Here is a 21,235-nt window from a genome sequence, read left to right on the forward strand (position 1 = left end):
CCGCGCTGCCGCGGGCCAATCCGCAGGGTTCGGAGACGAGCAGTTTTGTGCTGCAGCCGAGGAAGAGAAGGCAACGCCAGCGACCAGCGCGCCCAAACTGAGGAGGAGGCGTGTTGAAACCATAGCCAAGCAAGCTCCGGTACCTGACTCCAGGCACAACAGAACCTTCTCATGGTCCCAAATCGATCCCCGCGCGGCTATGGAAAAGCGACAGGCGGGCTCACTGCCCTCACGCTGACTTCTCGCCGTGCGCTCAGGCTGACTCTTCTCGCAGTGGCTCTTGGCTGATTTCTCAGAGTGCCTTCTGGCTGACTTCTCGCCGTGCGCCTCGCACCCGCAACCACACTCGTGGTCTCGCCTCTCCGAGCATCTCGCCAGTAGATGCCCTCGTCAGTAGATGCCCTCGTCAGTAGATGCCCTCGCCAGTAGATGCCCTCGCCAGTAGATGCCCTCGCCAGTAGCTGCCGTCGTCAGTAGCTGCCGTCGTCAGTAGCTGCCCTCGCCGGCAGAAAGCGTGGGCGGCCATCCTGGGTTCTGGCTGCGAGTTGTCCCAGGTTCATTCGCAGCGTTAGCGCCGTGAGTTTTCGAGCTGCGTCGAGAAAGGCGAGCTGGTGCTCGGAGGCGCACCTAATAGTTTCAGCTGAGCCTGCCCACCTCTGCGTCAGTGCCTTGGGCGACGTTTGTTGAGGCCGCGCAGCGTCAGCGCAACGCGCTTGGTGCATTCACCCCGCGCATTCACCCCGTGCATTCATCCCGCGCATTCACCCCGAACGTGTGTTTGCCTTGGGCATCAAACCGGAGCAACTCGCGGCACCCAGAGCCAACACACTTGAATTGTGTTTGGACCAGCGAAGCAATTCACGAGGCTACGTTTGGCATTCCGCAACGTTATGGGTCGCTCGGCTACTGAATCGACCGGGTTTTCCATCTTGAAATGAGCGCCTGGGTTTGCCCACGTCGTCTGACCCAGCGCCGATATCGTCTAGTGTCCTTTCTCCGTAGTTCCCTGCAAAAGTCGCCCGCCCCTGAGGGTGTGGGCGCAGGAGCTTTGCACCTTCGCGCTACTTTGAGACGAGGAAGCGCCGTGTTGATTTGTTCAGCGAATCACAGATTCACTTGCTGGGGCGGTCAGGGAAAACCGCTCCTGAGTGTCCAGTTCCACTCGCGTTGTCTGCTCCATGGATTCAGCTTTAAGCTCGGGTGCAACGTCAGCCCGCGCGTTCCCGCAAGCTGACGTTCTTCACCAGCCCTTGTTCGACCCACCGCTAGCGTGAGTCATGAGTCTACCGCCCCCCAACATAGACCAGCCCGATCTGAAGGGCATGAAAGCGGCCAGGCGACGCGGAGCGCCGCGCTTCGCAGGGTCGCGGCTCGGCAAGTATCACGTGGGTGCGCGGCTCGCGGCAGGTGGTGCTGCATCCGTCTATCTCGCGCGCCTCACTGGCCCCCACAACTACGAGCGGCTGCTCGCGCTGAAGATCATCCACGAGCACCTTGCCGACGAACAGGAGTTCGTCGACATGTTCCTCGATGAGGCGAACCTCGCCTCGCGTCTCGCACACCCCAACGTCGTCCATGTCTTCGAGCTCGCGCGTGAAGACGACGTGCTCTTCATGGCCATGGAGTACCTGCATGGCCAGCCGCTCAGCCAAGTGTACCGACGCTTCGTCGAGAAAGCGGAACCACTTCCCCTCGACCTCGTAGCGTGGATTGGTGCGCGCGCGGCTGACGGTCTGCACCATGCCCACGAGCTCTGTGACGAAACCGGTCGACGACTTGGGCTCGTCCATCGCGACGTGAGTCCGCAGAACGTCATTGTCACCTACGACGGCCAGGTCAAGGTCGTCGACTTCGGCATCGCACGGGCCGACGGTCGTCTCGCTCAGACTGCCATGGGGCAGATCAAGGGCAAGTTCAGCTATATGGCGCCGGAGCAGGCGCTGGGCAAACCCTACGATCACCGCTCGGACTTGTTCGCACTCGGCGCCACGCTCTACGAGCTCGCCATGGGCCGCCGCCTGTTCCGCGGGGAAGATGAGATGGAGACCTTGCGCAAGGTCATCTCCGCTGAGGTCCCCACGCCGCGGAGCATCAACCCCGATTTCCCGGTGGCGCTCGAGACGATCCTGCTCCGCGTGCTCTCCCTGGATCCCGAGCGACGCCACGCCTCCGCCAATGAGCTGGCGCGCGATCTCGATGCGTTTGCGGCAGCGGGCGGCGCCAAGGACCATGCGGAGCGCCTGGGCGAGCTGATCACGGAAGCGTTCAACGACGAGCGGGCAAAGCAAGAAGCCGCGCTGGCCAGGCTACGGGAGGCAACCGTGGTCGAGAGCGTCGGTCAACATCCGACGCTCCCCAGCGACTCGACTCAGCTGAACTCAGGTCTCGACAACGCCACCCCAGAGGTTTCGACGACCACGTCCCGCAGTCGCTCGAAGTACTGGATCGGCTTGGCACTTGCTGCGGTGGTCGCGATCTTCGTCATCGTTTCGATGAGGAAAAATCCAGACGCTGCGGCTGCCGGGGGCAACGTGGCGGTCGAGGTGACCTGGACCCCCGCCGTCCCAGCCTCGGTGAGCATCGACGGGCAGCGCGTTGAGGGTATCCCCGCGGTTACGCACCTCCCACGTGCGGAGCGCAGCGTCAGCGTCAAAATCGCCGCAGAAGGCTACGAACCGACGGAGCTCTTGGTGGTCCCCGATCGCGATCGCAGCGTGCTGCTTCGCTTGACGGAACAGCGCTTGCTCCCCCCTGAAGTACCGCCTTCGCCCATGGACGAAGTACCGAGCGCTGCGCCTGCAGCCAGCGAGGAACCGCCCACGAAGTCCGGCAAGCAGCCGCGTTGGTATGGAAAGCCTGCAGCGAAGCCAGCCACCACAGGCGCGCCAAAGTCCAAGGTGATCGACCAAAATCCGTTCTAGCGTCGCGTGCCTCGAGGGCGCTGGTTGCTTTCGGCTGGAGTTCTGGACGGCTCTGCTATGCTGGCGCCGGTGCCTGCGTCGCGCTCGACAGCTAACCATGCGGCTTCGTGGTTGAGCATCTTGCTCATCGCCGCGATGACTCAGCCAGCGTTGGCTCAGGGGGCGGAGGAGTGCGACCTAACTCCCCGAGAGTGCGGACGTCGCGCCTTCGACGCAGGGGTCGAGGCTTTCAAGAAGGAAGACTACCCCGCTGCGCTCGCGCAGTTTCGCCAAGCGTACGAGGTGCAGCAGCATCCGATCGTGGTCTTCAACCTGGCCCTCGCGGAAGCGAAGCTGAACTTGCCCCTCGAGGCAATGGAGCACTTCGAGCAACTGCTCGCGGATCCCGCCGCCGAGGCTGAACTCAAGTCGCGAGCGAAGACCGAGCTCGAGCTAGCACAGGGGTTGGTTGCGAGTGTCAGCGTGGAGTTCTTGGGATCTGACAAAGGCTCACGCAGCATCGAGCTCCAAGTGGGGGACCAATCTTCGAAAGGCGATGCACCGACGATTCGGGTCAATCCTGGCAAGTACCACGTGAGCGTTACCGTGGATGGTAAGGAGGTCGTGTCCCGCGACCTCGAGCTCGCGCCATCGGAGCGTTTCCGGCTCGCCGTCGATCAATCCGGCGCAGTGACTGCCCCTCAGGACAGCGCGCCCAAGGACGTACAGCCCGAGCAACATGGTCTCAGTCCGGTTTGGGCCTATGTCGGCGTCGGGCTAACTGCCGTCCTCGGTGGTCTAACACTGTGGAGCGGTCTCGACACTCAGGCGGCGGTTCAGGACTTCGATGAACGCGAGGCAACGCTGCCCGAAGCCGAGGCACAGGCGCTGCTGGATGACGGACACGCAAAAGAGACGCGCACCAACATTTTGATTGGAGCCACCGGCGTCGTCGGGGTGACGACCCTCGTCCTTGCCGCGTTCTTCGTGGATTGGGGGGGGAGGAAACACCCGGAGCAAGCGTTCGTCACAGGACCAGTCGTCGGGCCTGCATTGGATGGCAGTGGTCTGAGCCTGGGCTATCGCGGACGCTTCTAGTACGTTCCGCTGCATGGCCAACGAGCTGTCGTGAAGGGGCTGTCGTGAAGGGGCTGTCGTGAAGGGGCTGTCGTGAAGAGGCTGTGGTGAAGAGGCTGTGGTGAAGAAGCTGGGACGTCCATCGGGTCGCTTTACCCAACATCGGCGCATCGAGCGGCTACAAGAGATCCTCACCAAGCATCCGAAGGGCCTCTCGCTGTACGAGCTGGCGGATCACTTGGGGGTCACCGTGCGCACCATGCGCCGTTACCTCAAGGAAGTGGAGAAGGACTTCGACTTCGAGAAGACGCGGCCGCGCAGCGGTGCCCAGCTGTGGCGTATTCGTGCTTCGGAGATCCCACGCAAGGTTGAGCTCCGCCGCACCCAGGCCTACGCGCTGCTAGCGGCGCGCCGCCTGTTCGAGCCGCTGCGTGGGTCGGCTCTGTTCGATGAGATCGACATGGCGATCAACAAGCTGTTGAACTTCGCCCAGCGGCCTGGGCGCGGTCCCAACGCTGGACTCGCCGACGCTCGCCTCGAAGATCGCTTTCTCTATCTGCCGCACGCGCCGAAGAACTACATGCAAAAGACGGAAGAGCTCGATGACCTCTTCCAGGCGGTGAGTGACCTGCGCCCGCTGTCGATGGTGTACCGGCAGAGCGACAAGAAGTCTGAAGAGCGCGTGACGATTCACCCTTATGCGCTCGTGATGCACCGTGACAGCATCTACGCCGTAGGTCTCCATGCGGAAAAGAACGAGGTTCGTACGTTCGTGCTCGACCGCATGCGGGACACCGAGGCGTCGGCGACGGATCGCTTCGAGTTGCCCGAAGGCTTCTCCATCGATGAGTACTTTCAGGGCCAGTTCGGCATCTGGCGCAGCGATGACAAGCAGCAGGTCGTGATCGACTTCGATGCCCAAGCAGCGCAGTTCGTACGCATGCGCGTCGTGCACCCGAGTCAGCGGCTACAGCTCCTATCAGGGGGCGGCGTGCGACTCACGATGCAAGTCGGCAACCTGATCCCTGTACGCACCTGGGTGCTCGAGTGGGGCGCCCGCGCCCGCGTCGTGGAGCCCCCAGAGCTCGTGCAGATGGTCACCGAAGAACTCAGCGAGGCGCTGAAGAACTACAGCAAACCGGTCAAAGACAAGCCGGTAGAGAAGAAGGCCAAGAAGGCCAAGAAGCGCACAACGAGCTGAGTCCCCATCCAACCTTGCGGAGAAGCGGCTAGCGCTTCTGTCCGTAGGTCTGATCCAGCGCGCGGAAGTGGCGGTAGTAGCCGAGCACCTTGACCACGTAGGCTTGTGTCTCTGCGTAGGGTGGGATCCCGCCGTAGCGCATCACCGCGTTCTCGCCTGCGTTGTAGGCAGCGATGGTCAGCTCGAGATTGCCGTTGAAGGTATTGGCGAGGATGCGCAGGTAGCGCACGCCACCAAAGATATTCTGCCGCGGATCGAAGATGTCCGTGACCATCATGCGTTCCGCCGTCTCCGGGATCATCTGCATCAGGCCGCGGGCGTTCGCCGGCGAGAGCGCCCGGGGGTCGAAATCGCTCTCCACCTTGATCACGGCGCGCACCAGCGCCTCGGGGATTTGGTACAGCGTCGCCGCTTGACGGATGTGCACGTCGTAGCGCGTGTAGCGCTCCGGGCTCGTATCCTTAGGGAAAAACGGTTGGACCTTGAGCTTGGGCTTCTCTTTCAGGTAAAGCGAGCCCTGCTTGTTCCCTGGCACGTTGGAGAAGGAGATGGTGCCGTCCTTGTCCACGTGCTTGAAGATGTCCGCTTCCGCGCTGCCGCCAACGAGCAGCGTCGCGCTCGTGAGGAGACCGCCAGCCAGGGTAGCGCCTACGCGCCGGGGACGGCGGATGCGCAGCGCGCGTCGAGTCGTGGTTTCAGGGTCGCTCATCGTCGGCCTTCGCGCGTCGCGCGTTCTGCGATCTTAGCAGGCGAGGTGGCGAGCAGCGCAAACTCCAGGCGTTTTGCCAGCTTGGCAGCGACGTGAGCTAGGCGTTGGAGCGAGCCAGCGCGCCTAACCCCCCAAAAATCCAGAGGCCTAGGGCGCTGAAACGTGGGTCAGCAGCTGCCTTGAGTGTCAGCCTGGCAGCTGCGCGAGCGCTTTACATAAGTGGCTTTGGTGCCAGCCGCAGGCTCACTCGCCTTCGGAGAGATACGTGTAGGCGAGCATCGAGCCTTCGTAGTGGTTCATCAAGAGGCGCATCTGCTCCACGGTGATGCGGCCGCGAGACAGCGCGCGCTCCGCTTGGCGGCGCACCGAGTCGATCATCACATCCGGAGAGTACTGCACGTAGCGCAGTACGTCGCTCATGCGATCCCCGCGGATCACCTGATCGATCTCGTAGCCTTCTTCGGTCAAGCGCACGTGCACGGCGTTGGTGTCGCCGAACAGGTTGTGCAAGTCGCCGAGGATCTCCTGGTAGGCGCCGTTCAGGAACATCCCGAGGTAGTAGGGCTCGCCGTCCTTCAGCGGGTGCACCGCCAAGGTGCGGCTCGCGTCCTCTTCGACATCGATGAAGTGATCGAGCATGCCGTCGCTGTCACACGTCAGGTCAGCGAGCGTCGCGCGCACCGTGGGGCGCTCTTCCAAGCGATGGATCGGCATCACCGGGAACAACTGATCGATGGCCCAGGTGTCGGGCGCCGACTGGAACACGCTGAAGTTACAGTAGTAGATGCTGCTCATGGTGAGCTCCAAGGCATGGAGCTCTTCCGGCACGAACTTCAGCCGGCTCATGGTGTCGAGGATCTTCTCGCAGCAGTTCCAGAACAGCTTCTCCGCTTGGGCGAGCTCGCGCAACCCGAGGTAGCCGTACTTGAACAAGCTCTGCGCCTCTTCCTTGAGCTGGCTCGCGTCGTGGTAGCTCTCCTGCACGTTCTTCGGCAGCACGTTGCGCCAGGTGTCGTAGAGGTCACGCAGCAGGCGATGCGCCTCGGGGCCAGGCTCTTGAGGCTCACCGAAGCGCACCTCGTTGACGCCCACGACGTCGAAGATCAGGCAGCTCTGGTGGGCCACCGTCGCGCGGCCGCTCTCGGTGACGATGATCGGCATGGGTGAGCCGGCCTTGGTGCACACGTCTTGGATGCCGCTGACGACGTCTGCGGCGTACTCGTTCAACGAGTAGTTCCGCGAGGCATGGAAGTCCGTTTGCGAACCGTCGTAGTCGATGGCGAGACCACCGCCGACGTCCAGGTACTTCACGCCGCAGCCCATCTTCGCGAGCTCGGAGTAGATGATCGCGGCCTCCTGCACGGCGCTCTTGATCGGCATGATGGAGGAGATCTGGCTGCCGATGTGGAAATGCAGGAGCTTGAGGCAGTCGAGCATGTTGCGCTGGGCCAGTCGGTCCACCACCTCGATCACCTCGGCCTTGGTCAGCCCGAACTTGGCGCGTTCCCCCGCGGAATCCTTCCAGCGGCCCACGCCCTTCGCCGCGAGCTTGGCTCTGACGCCCAGGCTCGGCTTCACCCCAAGCTTCTCTGCGGCCTTGAGCGCGAGGTCGAGCTCTTCCATCCGCTCGAGCACCACGACGACGGTCTTGTCGAACTGCTGCGCGACGAACGCGGTCTCCATGAAGGCCGCGTCCTTGTAGCCGTTGCAGACGATGAGGCTGCCTTCGTGCTGGCTCATCGCCAGGGCGATCATCAGCTCGGGCTTCGAGCCAGCCTCGAGGCCGAAGCGCCACGGCTCACCGCGCTGCACGATGTCCTCTACCAAGTGGCGTTGCTGGTTCACCTTCACGGGGAACACGCCCTGGTAGTGCGCGGGGTAATTGTAGTCTTTGATCGCCGCCTCGAAGGCCTCGTTGATCTGGCGAATGCGGTCACCCAGGATGTCCGGGAAACGGATCAAGAGCGGCAGCCCGAGGCCACGAGCGCGCAGGTTGTTCACCAGCTCGTGCAGATCCACCGTTTGTGGCTTGAGCGGGTCTGGCGTCACGACCACGTGACCGTTGTCCGCCACCGAGAAGTAGGGGCTGCCCCAGCCGTGAATTTGATACAGCTGCCCACCCTCTTGCGGGGTCCAGACGTGTTCGTCTTCGTCGTCGCTCTCGACGACGCGCTCGGAGCGTGACTCGGGACTCCGTGTCACATCAGGTCGCTGCTGCTGGGGTTTGCTGCGCTTGCCATTGGCGATGACCCGTTTGTTCATGGCTTTCTCCGAGTGCTTGGAACTTGCGGCTAGCCGCCCGCCCAGAAAGTAGTTGGCAAGACCCCTCGCTTGTACAGCGAGAGGAAGTCCATCAGGAATGCGACGGTGATGTGAAGCAGGAAGCCGGAGTAGATGCTGCGCGTGCGCATCGCAAGGCTGCCGAGGACGACACCCGCGACGATCGCCCCGTGCGCCTCAAGGTAAGGCTTACCGTAATGGATCATGCAGTAGGGCACCGCCATCACAAAGATCGCAGCGAACCCCATGGTGCGTTTCAGCGCGCCTAGGATGAACCCTCGGAAGAACATCTCCAAGGCCAGGAACTGCGCAAAGTAGATCACTTCCCAGATCAGGAAGTCCCACCAGCTGCGGCTGGCCTGCTTATAGAAGGGGTAGTAGTTCCCGAAATCGGGCTGCTGTGCCACAACCAGCATCGCCGGAACCACGACTGCGAGGCACATCCCGTAGATCCAGGCATGCTTGAAGAAGCCCTTCGTCCGGAGGCCCATGTCGAGCAAGCTGTCTTCCCGGAACAGGATTTTCCATAAGGCAAATGGAAAGAAGACGTAGCCTGCGACGCGCGAGAAGGACCACCAGCAGTAGCCGTAGTACTCGTCGTACTTCTTGAGCTTGAGCCAGGTGTGGTGCGGCTCGAGATCAGTCAGCCATGGCCGCAGCACTTGGTCGTAGAACTGCCTTCCGCCGTAGTACTCCTGCAGGGTGAGCACGATCGCTACGATGACGAGACAGGCCACCGGGCGGTAGTCAGTCTTGTCGCCCGCTGCTTCGCGTAGCGCCCGAGCTTCCTGGTCGAGCTCCTTCCACGTCTGGCGAAAGAAGCGCCAGATCGGCCACGCGATTGCCGCGAGGATCGGCAGTGGCAAGAGGGACTTGACCAGCGGGTGGCTGAGCACTGCATGAAACCAGGAGACCTCTGGTATTTCCCTTGTGGGAAATACTAGCTCCGGGTCCAGCGCGGCGAGCAAGTCGAGCATCGTTGGCGCGATCAACCGGCGGCGCGGCAGAGTTCAACTGCGCGATCGAGGCGAGCCAAGGAGCGCTCGCGGCCAAGGACGCTCATCACCTCAAACAGGCCAGGGCTGGCGGTGCGGCCCGTGAGCGCGACGCGCACCGGCTGAGCGACCTGCTTCATGCTGCGCCCGGTCTCTTCCAGCCAGCTCTTGAGCGCCTCGTTCATGGGGTCTACCTCGCCGACGCTAGCGGGCCACGGTTCGAAGCCGGCGAAGCGCTCGCGGAAGGCCTGCAGGTGCTCTGCGTTGTCCGGCACCAGGAACTTCTTCTGCGCCTTCTCGTCCATCACTGGCAGCTCGCGTAGGTAGAAATCCAGGTGATTTACCGCGTCTTTGAAGTCGCGGGCGCGCTCACGGATGAGCGGCAGTGCCGCGCGCACTCGGCCTTCGTCGTCTCCAAGGCCCGCTTCCTCGAGGAAAGGCTTCACCTGGGCAACGTAGGCGTCGTCGTCGGTCAGCTCGGGTTGCTTGAGATGCTCGAAGTTCACGTCGGCGAACTTCTTGTCGTCGAACTTACCGTCGCCGCGGTTCACTCGCGTCCAGTCGAAGGCGTCGATCAGCTGCTGACGGCTGAAGATCTCTTGGTCCCCGAAGGACCAGCCGAAGCGCGCGAGATAATTGAGCACGCCCATCGGGCTGTAGCCCCGCGCCTGGTAGTCCTGCACCGCGACGTGGCCATGACGCTTGCTGAGCTTCTCGCCCTTGGGTGAGAGCATCATCGGCAGGTGCGCGAAGTCCGGGCACTCCCAGCCGAAGGCTTGGTAGAGCATCACTTGGTGGGGTGTGTTGCCGATGTGATCGCGGCCACGAGCGACCAGGTTGATCTCCATCAGGTGGTCATCGATCACCGCCGCGAAGTTGTAGAGGGGCAGCCCGTCGCGCCGCATGATGACGAAGTCCTGCTGTTCTTTGTTCGGGGTGTCGATCACGCCGAACACCTTGTCGTCGAACGCGGTGCTGCCCTCGGTGGGCGCCTTGAAGCGCACCACGTGAGGCAGGTCGGGGGAATCCGTGCGGTTCCGGCAGGTGCCCGGGTACTTGAACTGCGCCTTGGGGTTCTCCGCCTTGAGCGCCTCGCGCTGGGCGTCGAGCTCCTCCTTGGTGCAGTAACAGCGGTACGCTTTCCCCTCGGAAATGAGCTTCTCGGCGTGCTCCTTGTAGATCGCCTTGCGGTCGCTCTGGAAGTACGGCTCGTGAGGGCCGCCGACGCCGGGGCCTTCGTCCCAGTCCATGCCTAGCCAGCGCATGGCGTCGAGGATCGCCTGAACGCTCTCCATCGAGCTGCGATCCTGATCCGTGTCTTCCACGCGCAAGACGAAGCTGCCGCCCAGCTTGCGAGCCCACAACCAGTTGAACAGCGCCGTGCGGGCGCCACCGATGTGCAGGTAGCCGCTTGGAGAGGGAGCGAAGCGAACGCGGGGCTTGGGGTCGCTGGCCATGGCGCCCGCGAGTAGCATGATGCTCGGGCGGTCGCCGCCCTTTTTGCTGATACGTCACGCGGGGTTGGCTCCCGATTGGCCCTCTCCCCCAACAAAAACCGAAACGGCGCTCCCCGACACAAGTCAGGGGGCGCCGCTCCAAGCTTCGGCTGAGCGTCGCTCAGCCTGCTGCCGAAATCAGGCTTCGGCGGTCTCGGCTGCCTTCAGCCCTGCAGCCTCGGCCACATCGGGGTCGATCCCGTGACCACCACCCAGCTCTCGGGGGTAGGCCTCGTTGCCGTGCTCGGTGATGTCGAGACCTTCGATTTCCTCTTCAGCCGTGACGCGCAGACCGACGGTCGCCTTGATCACCTTGAACAGGATGAACGCGAGGCCGAAGGACCAGACGAATGCTGCGAGCACGCCGATGGCCTGCGTCGCGAGCTGCGCTCCGGTGAACCCGCCATGGTTGAAGATCGCCGCCGAGAGCGTGCCCCAAGCGCCGCACACACCGTGGACGCTGACCGCACCAACCGGGTCGTCGACCTTGATGCGGTCGAAGAACTGCACGGCGAACACGACGAGTGCACCACCGATGGCGCCGATCACGACCGCGGACATCGGGGAGACGTTGGCGCAAGGCGCGGTGATCGAGACCAAGCCAGCCAGCGCTCCGTTCAGGGTCATGCCGATGTCGGGCTTCTTCGTCATGCCCCACACCACGATCATCGCCATCACTGCACCCGCGCAGGCCGCGAGGTTCGTGTTCACAGCGATCAGCGCGAAGGCCTTACCCGAGCCGCCGAACGGGTCCGCGCCGCCACCGGTCACCGCCGTGGTGCTGCCCGCGTTGAAGCCGAACCAGCCCATCCAGAGGATGAACACACCAACCGTGGCAAGCGCCATGTTGTGGCCACGAATGGGCAACGGGCGGCCCTTGGAGTCGTACTTGCCGATGCGCGGTCCGAGCACGATGGCGCCAGCGAGCGCCGCCCAGCCGCCGATGCTGTGAACGACGGTGGAACCCGCGTAGTCGATGAAGCCGGGCAGGCCCTTGCTCGCCAGGAAGCCACCTTCAGGGGCTTCGAGCCAGCCGCCGCCCTTGAACAATCCACCCCACGCCCAGCTACCGAAGATCGGGTAGATGATGGCGGTGATGAACACCGAGTAGATCAAGTACGAGGTGAACTTGGTGCGTTCGGCCATGGCGCCCGAGACGATCGTCGCCGCGGTGGCGGCGAACACCGTCTGGAACATCAGGAAGGTGAACGACCATGTCTCGTTGTCGTAGCCCTTCAGCATGAAGCCAGTGGTGCCGAAGAAGCCGTTCGACACGCCGAACATCAGCCCGAACCCGAGCGCCCAGAAGATGATGGACCCCAAGGAGAAGTCCATGAAGTTCTTCATGAAAATGTTGACGGCGTTCTTGGCGCGGGTGAATCCCGACTCCACGAGGGCGAAGCCGGCCTGCATCCAGAACACGAGGATCGCCGCCACCATCGTCCAGAGGTGATTGACGGGCGTGCCGCCACCAGCGCTCCCGAGCGGGCTGTTCTCCAGCGACTCGTCGTCCTTGATTCCGGACTTCTCCTGGAACTCCTCGAACGTCATGTTCTTCTTGGCTTCGGCCGGAGCCTCTGCCGCCGGCGCTGGCGCCGGTTCGTCTGCGAACGCTGCCTGCGACCAGGAAGCAGCGCTGAGCGCGACCGCCAGCGCGACAAGCGCTAGCCCGATTCGATTCCGCATGGATATGGCCCATGCGTACAGAGGGGTGTGGTTCGATGTCATTGGGATCTCCGCTCCATCCGATCTTCTTCGGCTCAGCGCGCTGAACCGTGGGGCGACTCTGCGGCTGCGCCCGTTTCGGATTTCTTTCGGCGGCGGGTCGCCTCGACACCAATGCCGCGGTGTGTCGGAAGCCTTCCCGAAATCCCCCGTCAGCCCCTGGGTCGCAGAAAAACCGCTCGAACTCCGCCCAGCCCCAGGATTGGCGTGGCGAGCCAAGGCGCTGGCGCCCAAGGCACAACGAAACACTCTGGATCCCCTTGGAGCAACGCCGGTCATGGGGCCGAGCCCCCATCGACGTATGTTTCACGCTGCGTTGCCGACGCCCGGGTTTGGGGGTGAGGACCGCGGGTCACGAGCCCGAGCACCCCTTGCGCCGCCCCGCTTGGCCTGCTACGTCGCCCGACCCCATCTGGTGTCTCACCAGACTTTCGGGCCATGTCGGACGCGCCTCAACAAAGCAGATGGTCTGCTGCGCTGAGCGCCCCAAGTCGGCTGACGAGTCCGCCGGCACTTCCTACGGGAGAGCCATCGTGAAAAAGACCCCCCTGCAAGTAGTCAAAGAGAAGTTCGAGAACAAAGAGAAGCTGGTTGCCGCCGTTCAAGCGCTGGCCACCGACGAGCTGTGGATTGACCGCGTGAGCGAGGTCAAGGGCCTGGCCAAGGTGTCCAACAAGAAGCTGCTTCACCTCCACAGCGTGCTCAGCACCGTGAAGGACAAGTTCGGTTCTCGCGGCAAGCTCATCACCTCGATTCTCGACCTCGAGAAGCGCACGAAGGACGAGGGCTACAAGACCCGCCTGGAGCGTCTCTCAACCCCCGCGCTGCTCGACCAGCACGGCGCAGCCACCAAGCGCGCAAAGCGCGCGGAGAAGGCCGCCAAGGCGCCTGCCGCTCCCGCGAAGAAGAAGGTCGCGCGCAGCAAGAAGGCGAAGGCCAAGGCCAAGGCCGCCTGAGTCACTCAGCGTAACTGAGCGCAGCAAGGAAGCGAGAGGCCAACCCGAACGGGTTGGCCTCTTTGCTTTCGGGTTTCACATTCGAGTCATTCTGGGGTAGCGCCTTCCGCGCCGAGCTATGCTCGGCTACGTGGCGGAGGACCCGAGTGCAGACCTGAGCGCAGGCGACGTGGTCGCTGAGCGCTTTGAGCTCGTGGCTCGCCTCGGCAAAGGCGGGATGGGCACCGTGTGGCGCTGCCGGCATCTGACGTTGGCCTCGGACGTCGCGTTGAAGCTGCTAGACCCAGCGATCGCCAGCTCTCCTGAGGGCCGCGCGCGCTTCAAGCGAGAGGCCCAGGCGGCCGCGGGGATTCGTAGCCCTCACGTCGTTCAGATCCTGGATCACGGAGTTCACGAGCAGACGCCATTCATCGTGATGGAGCTGCTCGAGGGTGAGGCGCTGTCCCAGCGCCTAGACCGCGGAGCCCTTAGCCTCGCGGAAACAAGTCAGATCTTGGTCCAGGTGGGGCGCGCGATATCCAAGGCGCACGCTGCTGGGGTGGTGCACCGGGATTTGAAGCCGGACAATATCTTCATCGTCAAGAACGACGATGAAGAGGTCGTCAAGGTGCTCGACTTCGGCATCGCAAAGGCGCGCTTCGACCAAGCGGCTGAAGACACGACGCGCACCGGTGCGATCCTCGGCACGCCTCACTACATGAGCCCGGAGCAGCTGCGAGGCGACAAGTCGCTCGATCACCGCGCCGACATCTGGGCGCTCGGCATCATCGCGTATGAATGCGTCACCCAAGCGAAGCCGTTCATCAGCGCCAACTTTCCCGACTTGGTGATCAAGATCTGTTCAGAAGATCCTCCGCCTCCGTCCAGCAAGGTGACGATACCGCAGGACTTCGATGCCTGGTTCGCCAAGTCGACCGCGCGGGACCCCGGCCAGCGATTTGGATCCGTGCGGGAACAAATCCACGCGCTCCGCGCGATCGCAGAGCCGAGCTTCGACGCCGCGCGCGCCCTCGCCGGTGAGCGAGAAGAGGTCCACCAGCGTGAGCCGCGCGTCAAGGAGTTGGGCCGCCTGGCTGCGCCCGCTATCTCCGAGGTCGCGCTCGACACTCAGCATGGAACGGCGAACACACGCCCCATCGAACTCACCAACAAGAAGCCTTCCCGGACCTGGGTTTGGGCGCTCGGCGCTCTGGTCGTCGCTGCTGCGGGTGTGGCCGTGGCTAGCGTTGGCACCAAGCTGACCCAAGAACCGCTATCCGCCTCTGGAGCTGCGCAGACTAGCTCCTTCCCGCCGGAGTCATCATCGGGAGCCACGGTCGCTAGGGTGCCAGCGTCCGCAAACGCTTCTGCGGGGGCTAGCGCAGAGAGCGAGCCTTCTTCAGCGCCGAGTGCTACTCCCTCACCCCCAAACCCCGTTTCCCCCACGCTGAAGCTGCAACCTACGGTGACTGCAAAAGCGAGCACCCAGGCGAAGCCAACGTCTCCACCTGCTGCGCACACCGCGCCCAAGCCGGGCTCGCAGAAGCCCGCATCCACCGCTACGGGGCCAGTCGATCTCGGAATCTGATGCGCTGACCCGTTGCGGTCAGTAGGCTTCCGAACATGCTTGGGCGAATCCTGCCGACGTGCCTGCTGATGCTCGCGCTGTCGACGAGTTCGGCGCTGGCGCAGCCTGCTGGAGCCGCGGATCGCAGCGCTGCGCGCCAGCTCGGACAAGAAGGCGTCGCGCTCTACCAAAAGGGCGAGTACGACTCGGCATTGGACCGCTTGAGTCGCGCCGAGGCGCTCGTCCCCGCGCCTTCACTCTCGCTGTGGGCGGCGCGCAGTCTGGTGAAACTAGGACGCTTGGTTGAGGCGAACGAGCGTTACCTCGCGGCAACCCGGGTCAATGTCGAAGAACAGGGGCTCGACGCTGCCCGCCTGGAAGTCCAAAAGAAGGCCCAAGCCGATGCGGCCAAGGAGCGCACAGAACTCCTACCCCGCATCCCCAAGCTGACGGTGAAGCTGAAGCCAGTGGGTGCCGTTGCGCAAGTCACTATCGACGGTCGAGAGTTGCCGGCTGCGCTGATTGGGGTGCCGCATCCCATCGACCCCGGCAAGCATCGCGTGGAGCTCGGGGGTGAGGCCCAGGAAGTGATCTTGACGGAAGGCGAGGCAAAGGAGGTCGAGCTGAACGCACCAGCCGTTGACGCGACGCCCCCACCGATGCCAGCTAACGTAGCACCCAAGCCAGCTACCACTCCGCCCGCCGACGCTTCTCCCCGCGCGGGTAGTCCTCCCGTGGATGCCGGGAGTGAGTCGTCTGCGCTTCCCGCCTACCTCGCGCTCGGCATGGGCGGCGCCGGTTTCATTTTTGGTGGTGTCACGGGCTTCATTGCCCTGCAGAAAAAGAGCGATCTGGACGACAACTGCCCCGACAAGAGCTGCGGACCCGAGTTTCATGCGGATGTCGACAGTTACGACAGCATGAAGCTCCTCTCCACGATTGGCCTCGCGGTCGGCGTGGTGGGCGTGGCGAGCGGAGTGGTGTTGCTGATCAGTCGCTCTCGCGAGTCCGAGGTGCACGCCCGAGTGGGGCTTGGCAGCGTTGGTGTTGGAGGTCGATTCTGATGCGCCGCGTGACCTGGGGTGTGAGCGCCGGAGTGCTGTGCGCGCTCGCCGTGACCGGAGGCTGCCTGCTGCCCAACTTCGAGAAAGTGGACGGCACGGCAGGCGCGGGCGGTACCGCGGGGCAAGGCGGCAGCGCGGGTATTGGAGGCAGCGCAGGCAACGGTGGTGCGGCGGGCAACGGCGGTACTGCTGGCAACGGCGGTACCGCTGGCAACGGCGGTACTGCTGGCAACGGCGGTACTGCTGGCAACGGCGGTACTGCTGGCAACGGCGGTACTGCTGGCAACGGCGGTACTGCTGGCAACGGCGGTACTGCAGGTGGCGCAGGCAGCCCCGGCGACTGTCCAAGCGGTACCACCACGGACACACCGGCGAGCTGCGGTTCGGGTCCGCTCTTGGGCTGCGGGACGGACAAGACCGACGACTGCTGCTCGACGACTTGCTTGCCTGGCGGCACGTTCAGTCGGAGCTACTCAAAGGCGTCGGAACAGGGTTGGACGGATCCTCAGTACACGGCGACGATCAGCCCCGTCTATCTGGATATCTACGAAGTGACCCACGAGCGCTTCAACGCTTTTCTGGATGCGGGAGAGGGGATCGCAGCGAACCCGCCGTCGCTCAACAGCGGAGCATTCGGTGATTTCCCCGGTTGGCAGTCTGGCTGGCCCTTGCCCAACGACAAGGCCGAGTATGCGACCCAGTTCTCTGGTGGCGATGGCTACTGCACAGGCGGCTCAGGGTGGGGTGGCAACGACGATCTACCCGTGAACTGCGTGACTTGGTACCAGGCGCTCGCCTTTTGCATCTGGGACGGCGGCCGCCTACCCACAGAGGCTGAGTGGAACTTTGCCTTCGCAGGCGGCTCGCAGGAGCGTCGATTTCCCTGGGGAGATGGCGCAGCGGGTAGTGGCTACGTCAAGCTATGCGATGATTTCCAGACAGGCGGAACCGCCTGTGAGATCCCCAATGCCTTCGCGCAGCCGGGTTCGTTCGACGACGCTGCGAGAGGCCGCTGGGGCCACGCCGATCTGGCGTCCAACGTCATCGAATGGATGCTGGATTCGGGAAGCCTCGAGGCGGGCGGCGCCATCCGCCAGACACCTCTCAGCGAGTACCCGATGCCGTGCAGCGATTGCGTGTACTGGAACGGGCTGGACGATGGCAGGATGATTCGCGGCGACGGTGCGGTCGGACGCTTCGACACGCTCGAGGTGGGGTTGCGTCAGGCAGAACACGCTCAAGTGATGGCGAGCACCGGCACCGGGTTCCGCTGCGCGCGGCCGGCGAAGCTGCCGAACTAGTGTCCTGTCTCCGTAGTTCGCTGCAAAACTCGCGCGCCCAAAGAGGCTGTGGGCGCACGAGTTCGGGTGCTGCTGCATCCGGGCGCTGGGCTAACGCGCATCTGCTCCTCAAAGCTCGCGGACGTTCTCGAAACATACGTCGAGGTTTCCCAAATCGAGCTGCCGTACGGATACGTCGGCCTGCTGCCCAAAAAAGGCGCAGGCCGCTTCCAAGAGCCCCACGTGGAACGGGATTGGGTGCCACACATCTCGGATCCCGATCACCATGCGCTGGTCGTTCACCTCGATCACCTCCACGTTTCCCACGTCTTGGGTGAGGCGATACGCCCTGGGCATGGCGCGAACGGCGGTCTGCAGATGGCCCGCTGCGAGGGTCATGAAGGTCTTGCCCGCAAGGGACTCGCTGAAGCCCTTTACGGCGAACCCGCCGACCCGCCACAGCGACTCTCCCAGTCCCAGGCGAGGAAAGAGTGTCTCCGCAGCCCGCAGACACAGGACGTTGTAGTCCCGCATCGGGTAGAGCTTGAAGGCGACGCGCTCCGCCTTCTCGTGCAGCGCACGCTGGATGACGTTGAACTGCACGCCTCGGATGTTGTGGTGGGCGGGCGTTCCTTCGAGCACCGGACGTGGGTCGCAGGCCGCTGTGACGTCGAACGCTTCGAAACCTAGCACGACATAAAGCTAACGGACGTTTCACGCATTTCGCGACACGGAAAAGCAACTGACGTGGAGCAACGCAGCGTCGATGTGGGCAGGAGTGAGACTCGCTACTCGTTGCTCCCGCTAGCGTGCTGTGTTGAGCTGACGCCGAGGAGGTCTGTGGATGCTGTATGACCTGATAGTCGGACCGGCCAATTCAGCCGAGCAGATAAGCAGTGAAGGCGTTCCAACGGACACCTTCGAGGGCGCTTCGATCAAGCCGGTTGATACGGTGAAACTCGAGAAGCTGCAACGGCTCCTCCTGCCAGACGCTGATGTCGGGTGGACCGGTGAACCTTCGATGACCAACGACGAAGGTCCCTGGGTGTTTCGCTTGCCACCAGAGTTTGTTTCCGCATTGAATCAGCTAGGCGGGGCCGAGCATCGACGGGTGCTGGATGCGTGGGCGGCAACCGAGGAGTTCGCACTGGATCGCGTGAAGCCACGCGATGTCGCCGAGTGCCTGAGCATCATCCAACGACTCGCGGCCCGAGCGCGGGAGACCCAGCAGAGCCTGTTCTTGTGGATGTCCTTGTGAACGCCCACAGGGCGAACTTCCGTTGCGGTGAGATCCCCCGCATCCCGAAGTAGTTTTCGCCCAAGTTCACCGCGCGCTGTGAGGTCTCGCAGCTGTGCAACGTGCGCTGCGCCCCTTGCTCACGTTGTGGGCCTTCGTGTTCCCGCTCTGCCTGAGCCTGAGCTACGTCTGGCACGCGCGTGAGCAGACGTCATCCGGGCCCTGCTTGGTCACCAAAGAGATCCGCCTGCAGGGAGGCAATCTCAGCGTGTTCAACGTTTGCTGGTCACGGGGCTGGAAGGAGTCCCACGCAGCAATCCACGGTCCGGTACTTGGCGGTGTCGTAGAACCCGTGGGCTACGGCGTCACTGTCAGCGTCTACTGGTTTGCGGGGTGCGCCTGGTTCAGTTGCCTCTTCATCGCGGCAGCCCGCGAAGCGAGGGCGAGGCAGCGGGCGAAACGACGCGTTCGCCAGACCCCGACCAGAGCAAGCGTTGGCCGTTCGGAGGCTGCTTGACGGCGCCTGTCAACGCACGTGCCGTGAGTCACCTGCTCCTGACCCTGGCGCTCTTTGCGTTCCCCATGTGTTGCGACCTGACCTACTGCTGGGACGACGACTCGGGGCTGCAACGCCTGGTCGGCTTCGAGAACGGTTCTCTCGTGTTGATGTGGAGCGTGGCACCCCTCCAAGAGGGCTGGAGCTTGCTGCCTCACGGTCCAAGACTTGGCGTCGTCGGTGCCGGAATTGGCCCCGAACGGAGTGGCTGGTTGGTGTGCTCTTGGCTCGTGATGACGTTCGTCTGGTTCGCCTTTCAGTACCTAAAGGTCGGCCTCTGGAAGGGCCTGAAAATGCTCCACGAATCAGGCCCAAAAATCGCCAAAACAGCTAAATTTTAGCTGAATTCGTCGTCTCTGGATGCTAGATATGGGGAGTCGAAACAGGGGGTGCGAAGCAGGCTCTTGAGAGAGCCCGAGGCCCCTTCACGTCTGCTCTATCTCGCCGAGTTGGTCGCTGAAGCTGCCAAAGCCGTGGCTCACGGATTTTGGGGGGAGGGCACGCGTCGAGCAAGTTCTTGAGGGTCAAATCTTTTGCCTCGAGGAAACGGCCGCGGCTGCGTTGTGCAGGTGCGCGCAAAGCATTGGAGGAAGCATGGGCGAGAACGAATATTCGGCAGCGAACATCACTGTGCTCGAGGGACTGGAGCCTGTTCGGAAGCGACCAGGAATGTACGTGGGAGACGTGCACAATGGGAGTGGTCTGCACCATCTGTTCCGGGAGGTGCTGGCGAACGCGTTGGATCAACACCTCGCGGGGCACTGCAATCAAATCGCCGTTGAACTTGGCGCGGACGGTTCGTGCACCGTTGAAGACGACGGACTTGGTATCCCTGCGGAGGGACTCGAGGGTCGCTTCATCGAGCGAATGATGACCACGCTACATGCCGGTTCAACGTTTGACGGTCACTATCCACACGACCACATCGCTTCGCACGGCGTGGGCCTGAGTCCCGTCAACGCGCTGTCTGCATGGGCCTTGGTGGAGACCTTCAGAGGGGGCATTCACTATCGTCAACGCTTCGCCAGGGGCTTCAAGGCTTCGGAGCTTGAACGGCTGGGAACAACCGAGCGCCGCGGGACGCGTATGAGTTTCCTTCCGGACGCGGAGATCTTTTCAGAATGCAGCTTTAGTCGCCGGAAGATCGAGCAGAAGCTCGTGGAGTTGGCGCTGGCGCTACCCACGGTCTCGTTCTCTCTTTGTGACCGTCGCGCAGAGATCATCCGACGTCCATCGGGCTTTCGGAGCCTTGTCGAAGGCAAAGGTGACTTCAGTGCGTCGCCTTTTTGCGTGCACCAGGAAGTTGATGGGGTGCGCATTGAGGCGGTTGCAGCTTGGAGTGACACCGGGACGGCGCAGATCGAGAGCTACGCCAACTACTGCAGAACGAGCGGCGGAGGTACACACGAAGAAGGCCTGTTCCTCGGGCTCCGCGAAGGGCTGCGGTTAGCCGCGGAGGACGTGACGAATTGGAGCGAGTGTGCGGAAGAAGCTGAACTTCGCAGGGGGCTGACGGCTGCTGTGTGTGTGCGCTTGGCGGATATCGAGTACGACAGTCCCACGCGCAGTCAGTTGGCCACCCGGCGCGTCGGTAGCCTCGTGCATCGCCTAGTCGCTCGCGAGTTTGCTGCGTACCTGCGCGGCGAACCCGCGTTGCTCGAGCACCTCACGCGAAGAATGCGCGCTGAGTAGCGCGCATTCCTCGCGGATATGCGGCTAGTGACCGCCGACGAGACGCACCAATGTGCCGAGCACGTGGTTGAACTGGCGCGCGAGCTGGGGCTCTACGGGAGGGAGGTAGCGGTGTGCCGCCGCGACCTCGAAGCAGGCGAGCGCCTCCCGCAGCGAGCCCAGCGCGTTGTAGTAGTGCGCCTTGCGGTTGCGGCCCTGGCTGTAGCTGCCTTCGGCAAGGTTGAGCGGCGCGCTCGAGAGAGCGCGCCGACACTGCCGAGCGAGGTCAGGGTCGTGGCGTTCGAGTTGGGACAAGAGCGGCTGGACTGAATCGATCAGGGAAAGTAGGACGGGATAGATTCGCAACATGGTGTTGTTCCTTCTTCGGTGACGGGCCACACACCGCGCGTGGCGCTCCACCCCCCGCGCCGCCGCGCGCAGGCGCGGTCGAGGCTGCGGGCAACGCCCGCACCGCGCGCAGCCACGCGCAGGACGCAGTCCGAGCCTGGCGAGCACGGCCCCGGCCTCGATCGCACCGAGCA

18 protein-coding genes are annotated in these 21,235 nt (G+C 63.4%); 11 read left to right on the forward strand and 7 right to left on the reverse strand.

Annotation, left to right across the window (positions count from 1 at the left end):
• The first annotated feature begins 1,277 nt into the window (after positions 1 to 1,277).
• The 3 genes from H6718_24080 to H6718_24090 all read left to right on the forward strand — a co-directional run bounded on the left by H6718_24080 (position 1,278) and on the right by H6718_24090 (position 5,178).
• Positions 1,278 to 2,921 carry a serine/threonine protein kinase gene (locus H6718_24080; protein ID MCB9588509.1) on the forward strand — a complete coding sequence of 548 codons (1,644 nt, stop codon included), beginning with the start codon at positions 1,278 to 1,280 and terminating at the stop codon, positions 2,919 to 2,921.
• 111 nt (positions 2,922 to 3,032) lie between these two features.
• Positions 3,033 to 3,998, forward strand: a complete 966-nt coding sequence (locus H6718_24085; GenBank protein ID MCB9588510.1) for a hypothetical protein — start codon at positions 3,033 to 3,035, stop codon at positions 3,996 to 3,998.
• Positions 3,999 to 4,095: 97 nt separating this feature from the next.
• Positions 4,096 to 5,178, forward strand: a complete 1,083-nt coding sequence (locus tag H6718_24090; GenBank protein MCB9588511.1) for a transcriptional regulator — start codon at positions 4,096 to 4,098, stop codon at positions 5,176 to 5,178.
• Between the two features lie 28 nt (positions 5,179 to 5,206).
• Here the strand turns inward: H6718_24090 and H6718_24095 are convergent, their stop codons facing one another.
• The 5 genes from H6718_24095 to H6718_24115 form a co-directional block, all read right to left on the reverse strand.
• Positions 5,207 to 5,887, reverse strand: coding sequence for a lytic transglycosylase domain-containing protein (locus H6718_24095; GenBank protein ID MCB9588512.1), 681 nt, complete (start codon positions 5,885 to 5,887; stop codon positions 5,207 to 5,209).
• 243 nt (positions 5,888 to 6,130) lie between these two features.
• Entirely contained in the window at positions 6,131 to 8,149 is a 2,019-nt protein-coding gene (gene speA / locus H6718_24100; protein ID MCB9588513.1) for a biosynthetic arginine decarboxylase, read from the reverse strand.
• A 29-nt stretch (positions 8,150 to 8,178) separates the two neighbouring features.
• Complete coding sequence (locus tag H6718_24105; protein ID MCB9588514.1) at positions 8,179 to 9,144, reverse strand: CPBP family intramembrane metalloprotease; 966 nt, start codon at positions 9,142 to 9,144, stop codon at positions 8,179 to 8,181.
• A gap of 11 nt (positions 9,145 to 9,155) precedes the next feature.
• The gene (locus H6718_24110; protein ID MCB9588515.1) at positions 9,156 to 10,619 is read right to left on the reverse strand and encodes a glutamate--tRNA ligase; all 1,464 of its coding nucleotides are present in this window, start codon (positions 10,617 to 10,619) and stop codon (positions 9,156 to 9,158) included.
• Positions 10,620 to 10,796: 177 nt separating this feature from the next.
• On the reverse strand, positions 10,797 to 12,344 hold the full coding sequence (locus tag H6718_24115; protein MCB9588516.1) for an ammonium transporter: 1,548 nt from the start codon (positions 12,342 to 12,344) through the stop codon (positions 10,797 to 10,799).
• 572 nt (positions 12,345 to 12,916) lie between these two features.
• On the opposite strand from H6718_24115, the gene H6718_24120 reads away from it, so the two are divergent.
• From H6718_24120 to H6718_24135, 4 genes are all read left to right on the forward strand, one after another.
• Positions 12,917 to 13,339 carry a hypothetical protein gene (locus H6718_24120; GenBank protein MCB9588517.1) on the forward strand — a complete coding sequence of 141 codons (423 nt, stop codon included), beginning with the start codon at positions 12,917 to 12,919 and terminating at the stop codon, positions 13,337 to 13,339.
• 130 nt (positions 13,340 to 13,469) lie between these two features.
• Positions 13,470 to 14,906, forward strand: coding sequence for a protein kinase (locus H6718_24125; protein MCB9588518.1), 1,437 nt, complete (start codon positions 13,470 to 13,472; stop codon positions 14,904 to 14,906).
• A 35-nt stretch (positions 14,907 to 14,941) separates the two neighbouring features.
• Positions 14,942 to 15,949 (forward strand): hypothetical protein, encoded by a 1,008-nt coding sequence (locus H6718_24130; protein ID MCB9588519.1) that lies wholly within the window; start codon positions 14,942 to 14,944, stop codon positions 15,947 to 15,949.
• A complete protein-coding gene (locus tag H6718_24135) occupies positions 15,949 to 17,250 on the forward strand; it encodes an SUMF1/EgtB/PvdO family nonheme iron enzyme (protein MCB9588520.1) in 1,302 nt (433 codons plus the stop codon). Before H6718_24130 ends, H6718_24135 begins: the two co-directional genes overlap by 1 nt.
• 108 nt (positions 17,251 to 17,358) lie before the next feature.
• Here the strand turns inward: H6718_24135 and H6718_24140 are convergent, their stop codons facing one another.
• Entirely contained in the window at positions 17,359 to 17,922 is a 564-nt protein-coding gene (locus tag H6718_24140; GenBank protein ID MCB9588521.1) for a DUF2378 family protein, read from the reverse strand.
• 151 nt (positions 17,923 to 18,073) lie between these two features.
• Here H6718_24140 and H6718_24145 point away from each other — a divergent pair, with 151 nt between their 5' ends.
• From H6718_24145 to H6718_24160, 4 genes are all read left to right on the forward strand, one after another.
• A complete protein-coding gene (locus H6718_24145; protein ID MCB9588522.1) occupies positions 18,074 to 18,487 on the forward strand; it encodes a hypothetical protein in 414 nt (137 codons plus the stop codon).
• 94 nt (positions 18,488 to 18,581) lie between these two features.
• Positions 18,582 to 18,983: a hypothetical protein gene (locus H6718_24150; GenBank protein MCB9588523.1), complete on the forward strand. Its 402-nt coding sequence runs from the start codon at positions 18,582 to 18,584 to the stop codon at positions 18,981 to 18,983.
• Positions 18,984 to 19,006: 23 nt separating this feature from the next.
• Positions 19,007 to 19,363 carry a hypothetical protein gene (locus H6718_24155; GenBank protein ID MCB9588524.1) on the forward strand — a complete coding sequence of 119 codons (357 nt, stop codon included), beginning with the start codon at positions 19,007 to 19,009 and terminating at the stop codon, positions 19,361 to 19,363.
• Positions 19,364 to 19,616: 253 nt separating this feature from the next.
• Positions 19,617 to 20,714 carry a hypothetical protein gene (locus H6718_24160; GenBank protein ID MCB9588525.1) on the forward strand — a complete coding sequence of 366 codons (1,098 nt, stop codon included), beginning with the start codon at positions 19,617 to 19,619 and terminating at the stop codon, positions 20,712 to 20,714.
• A gap of 24 nt (positions 20,715 to 20,738) precedes the next feature.
• Here H6718_24160 and H6718_24165 read toward each other — a convergent pair whose 3' ends face one another.
• Positions 20,739 to 21,062, reverse strand: a complete 324-nt coding sequence (locus H6718_24165) for a four helix bundle protein (GenBank protein MCB9588526.1) — start codon at positions 21,060 to 21,062, stop codon at positions 20,739 to 20,741.
• Between the last annotated feature and the right edge of the window lie 173 nt (positions 21,063 to 21,235).

Source organism: Polyangiaceae bacterium (assembly GCA_020633205.1).
Classification (GTDB): domain Bacteria; phylum Myxococcota_A; class Polyangia; order Polyangiales; family Polyangiaceae; genus JAHBVY01.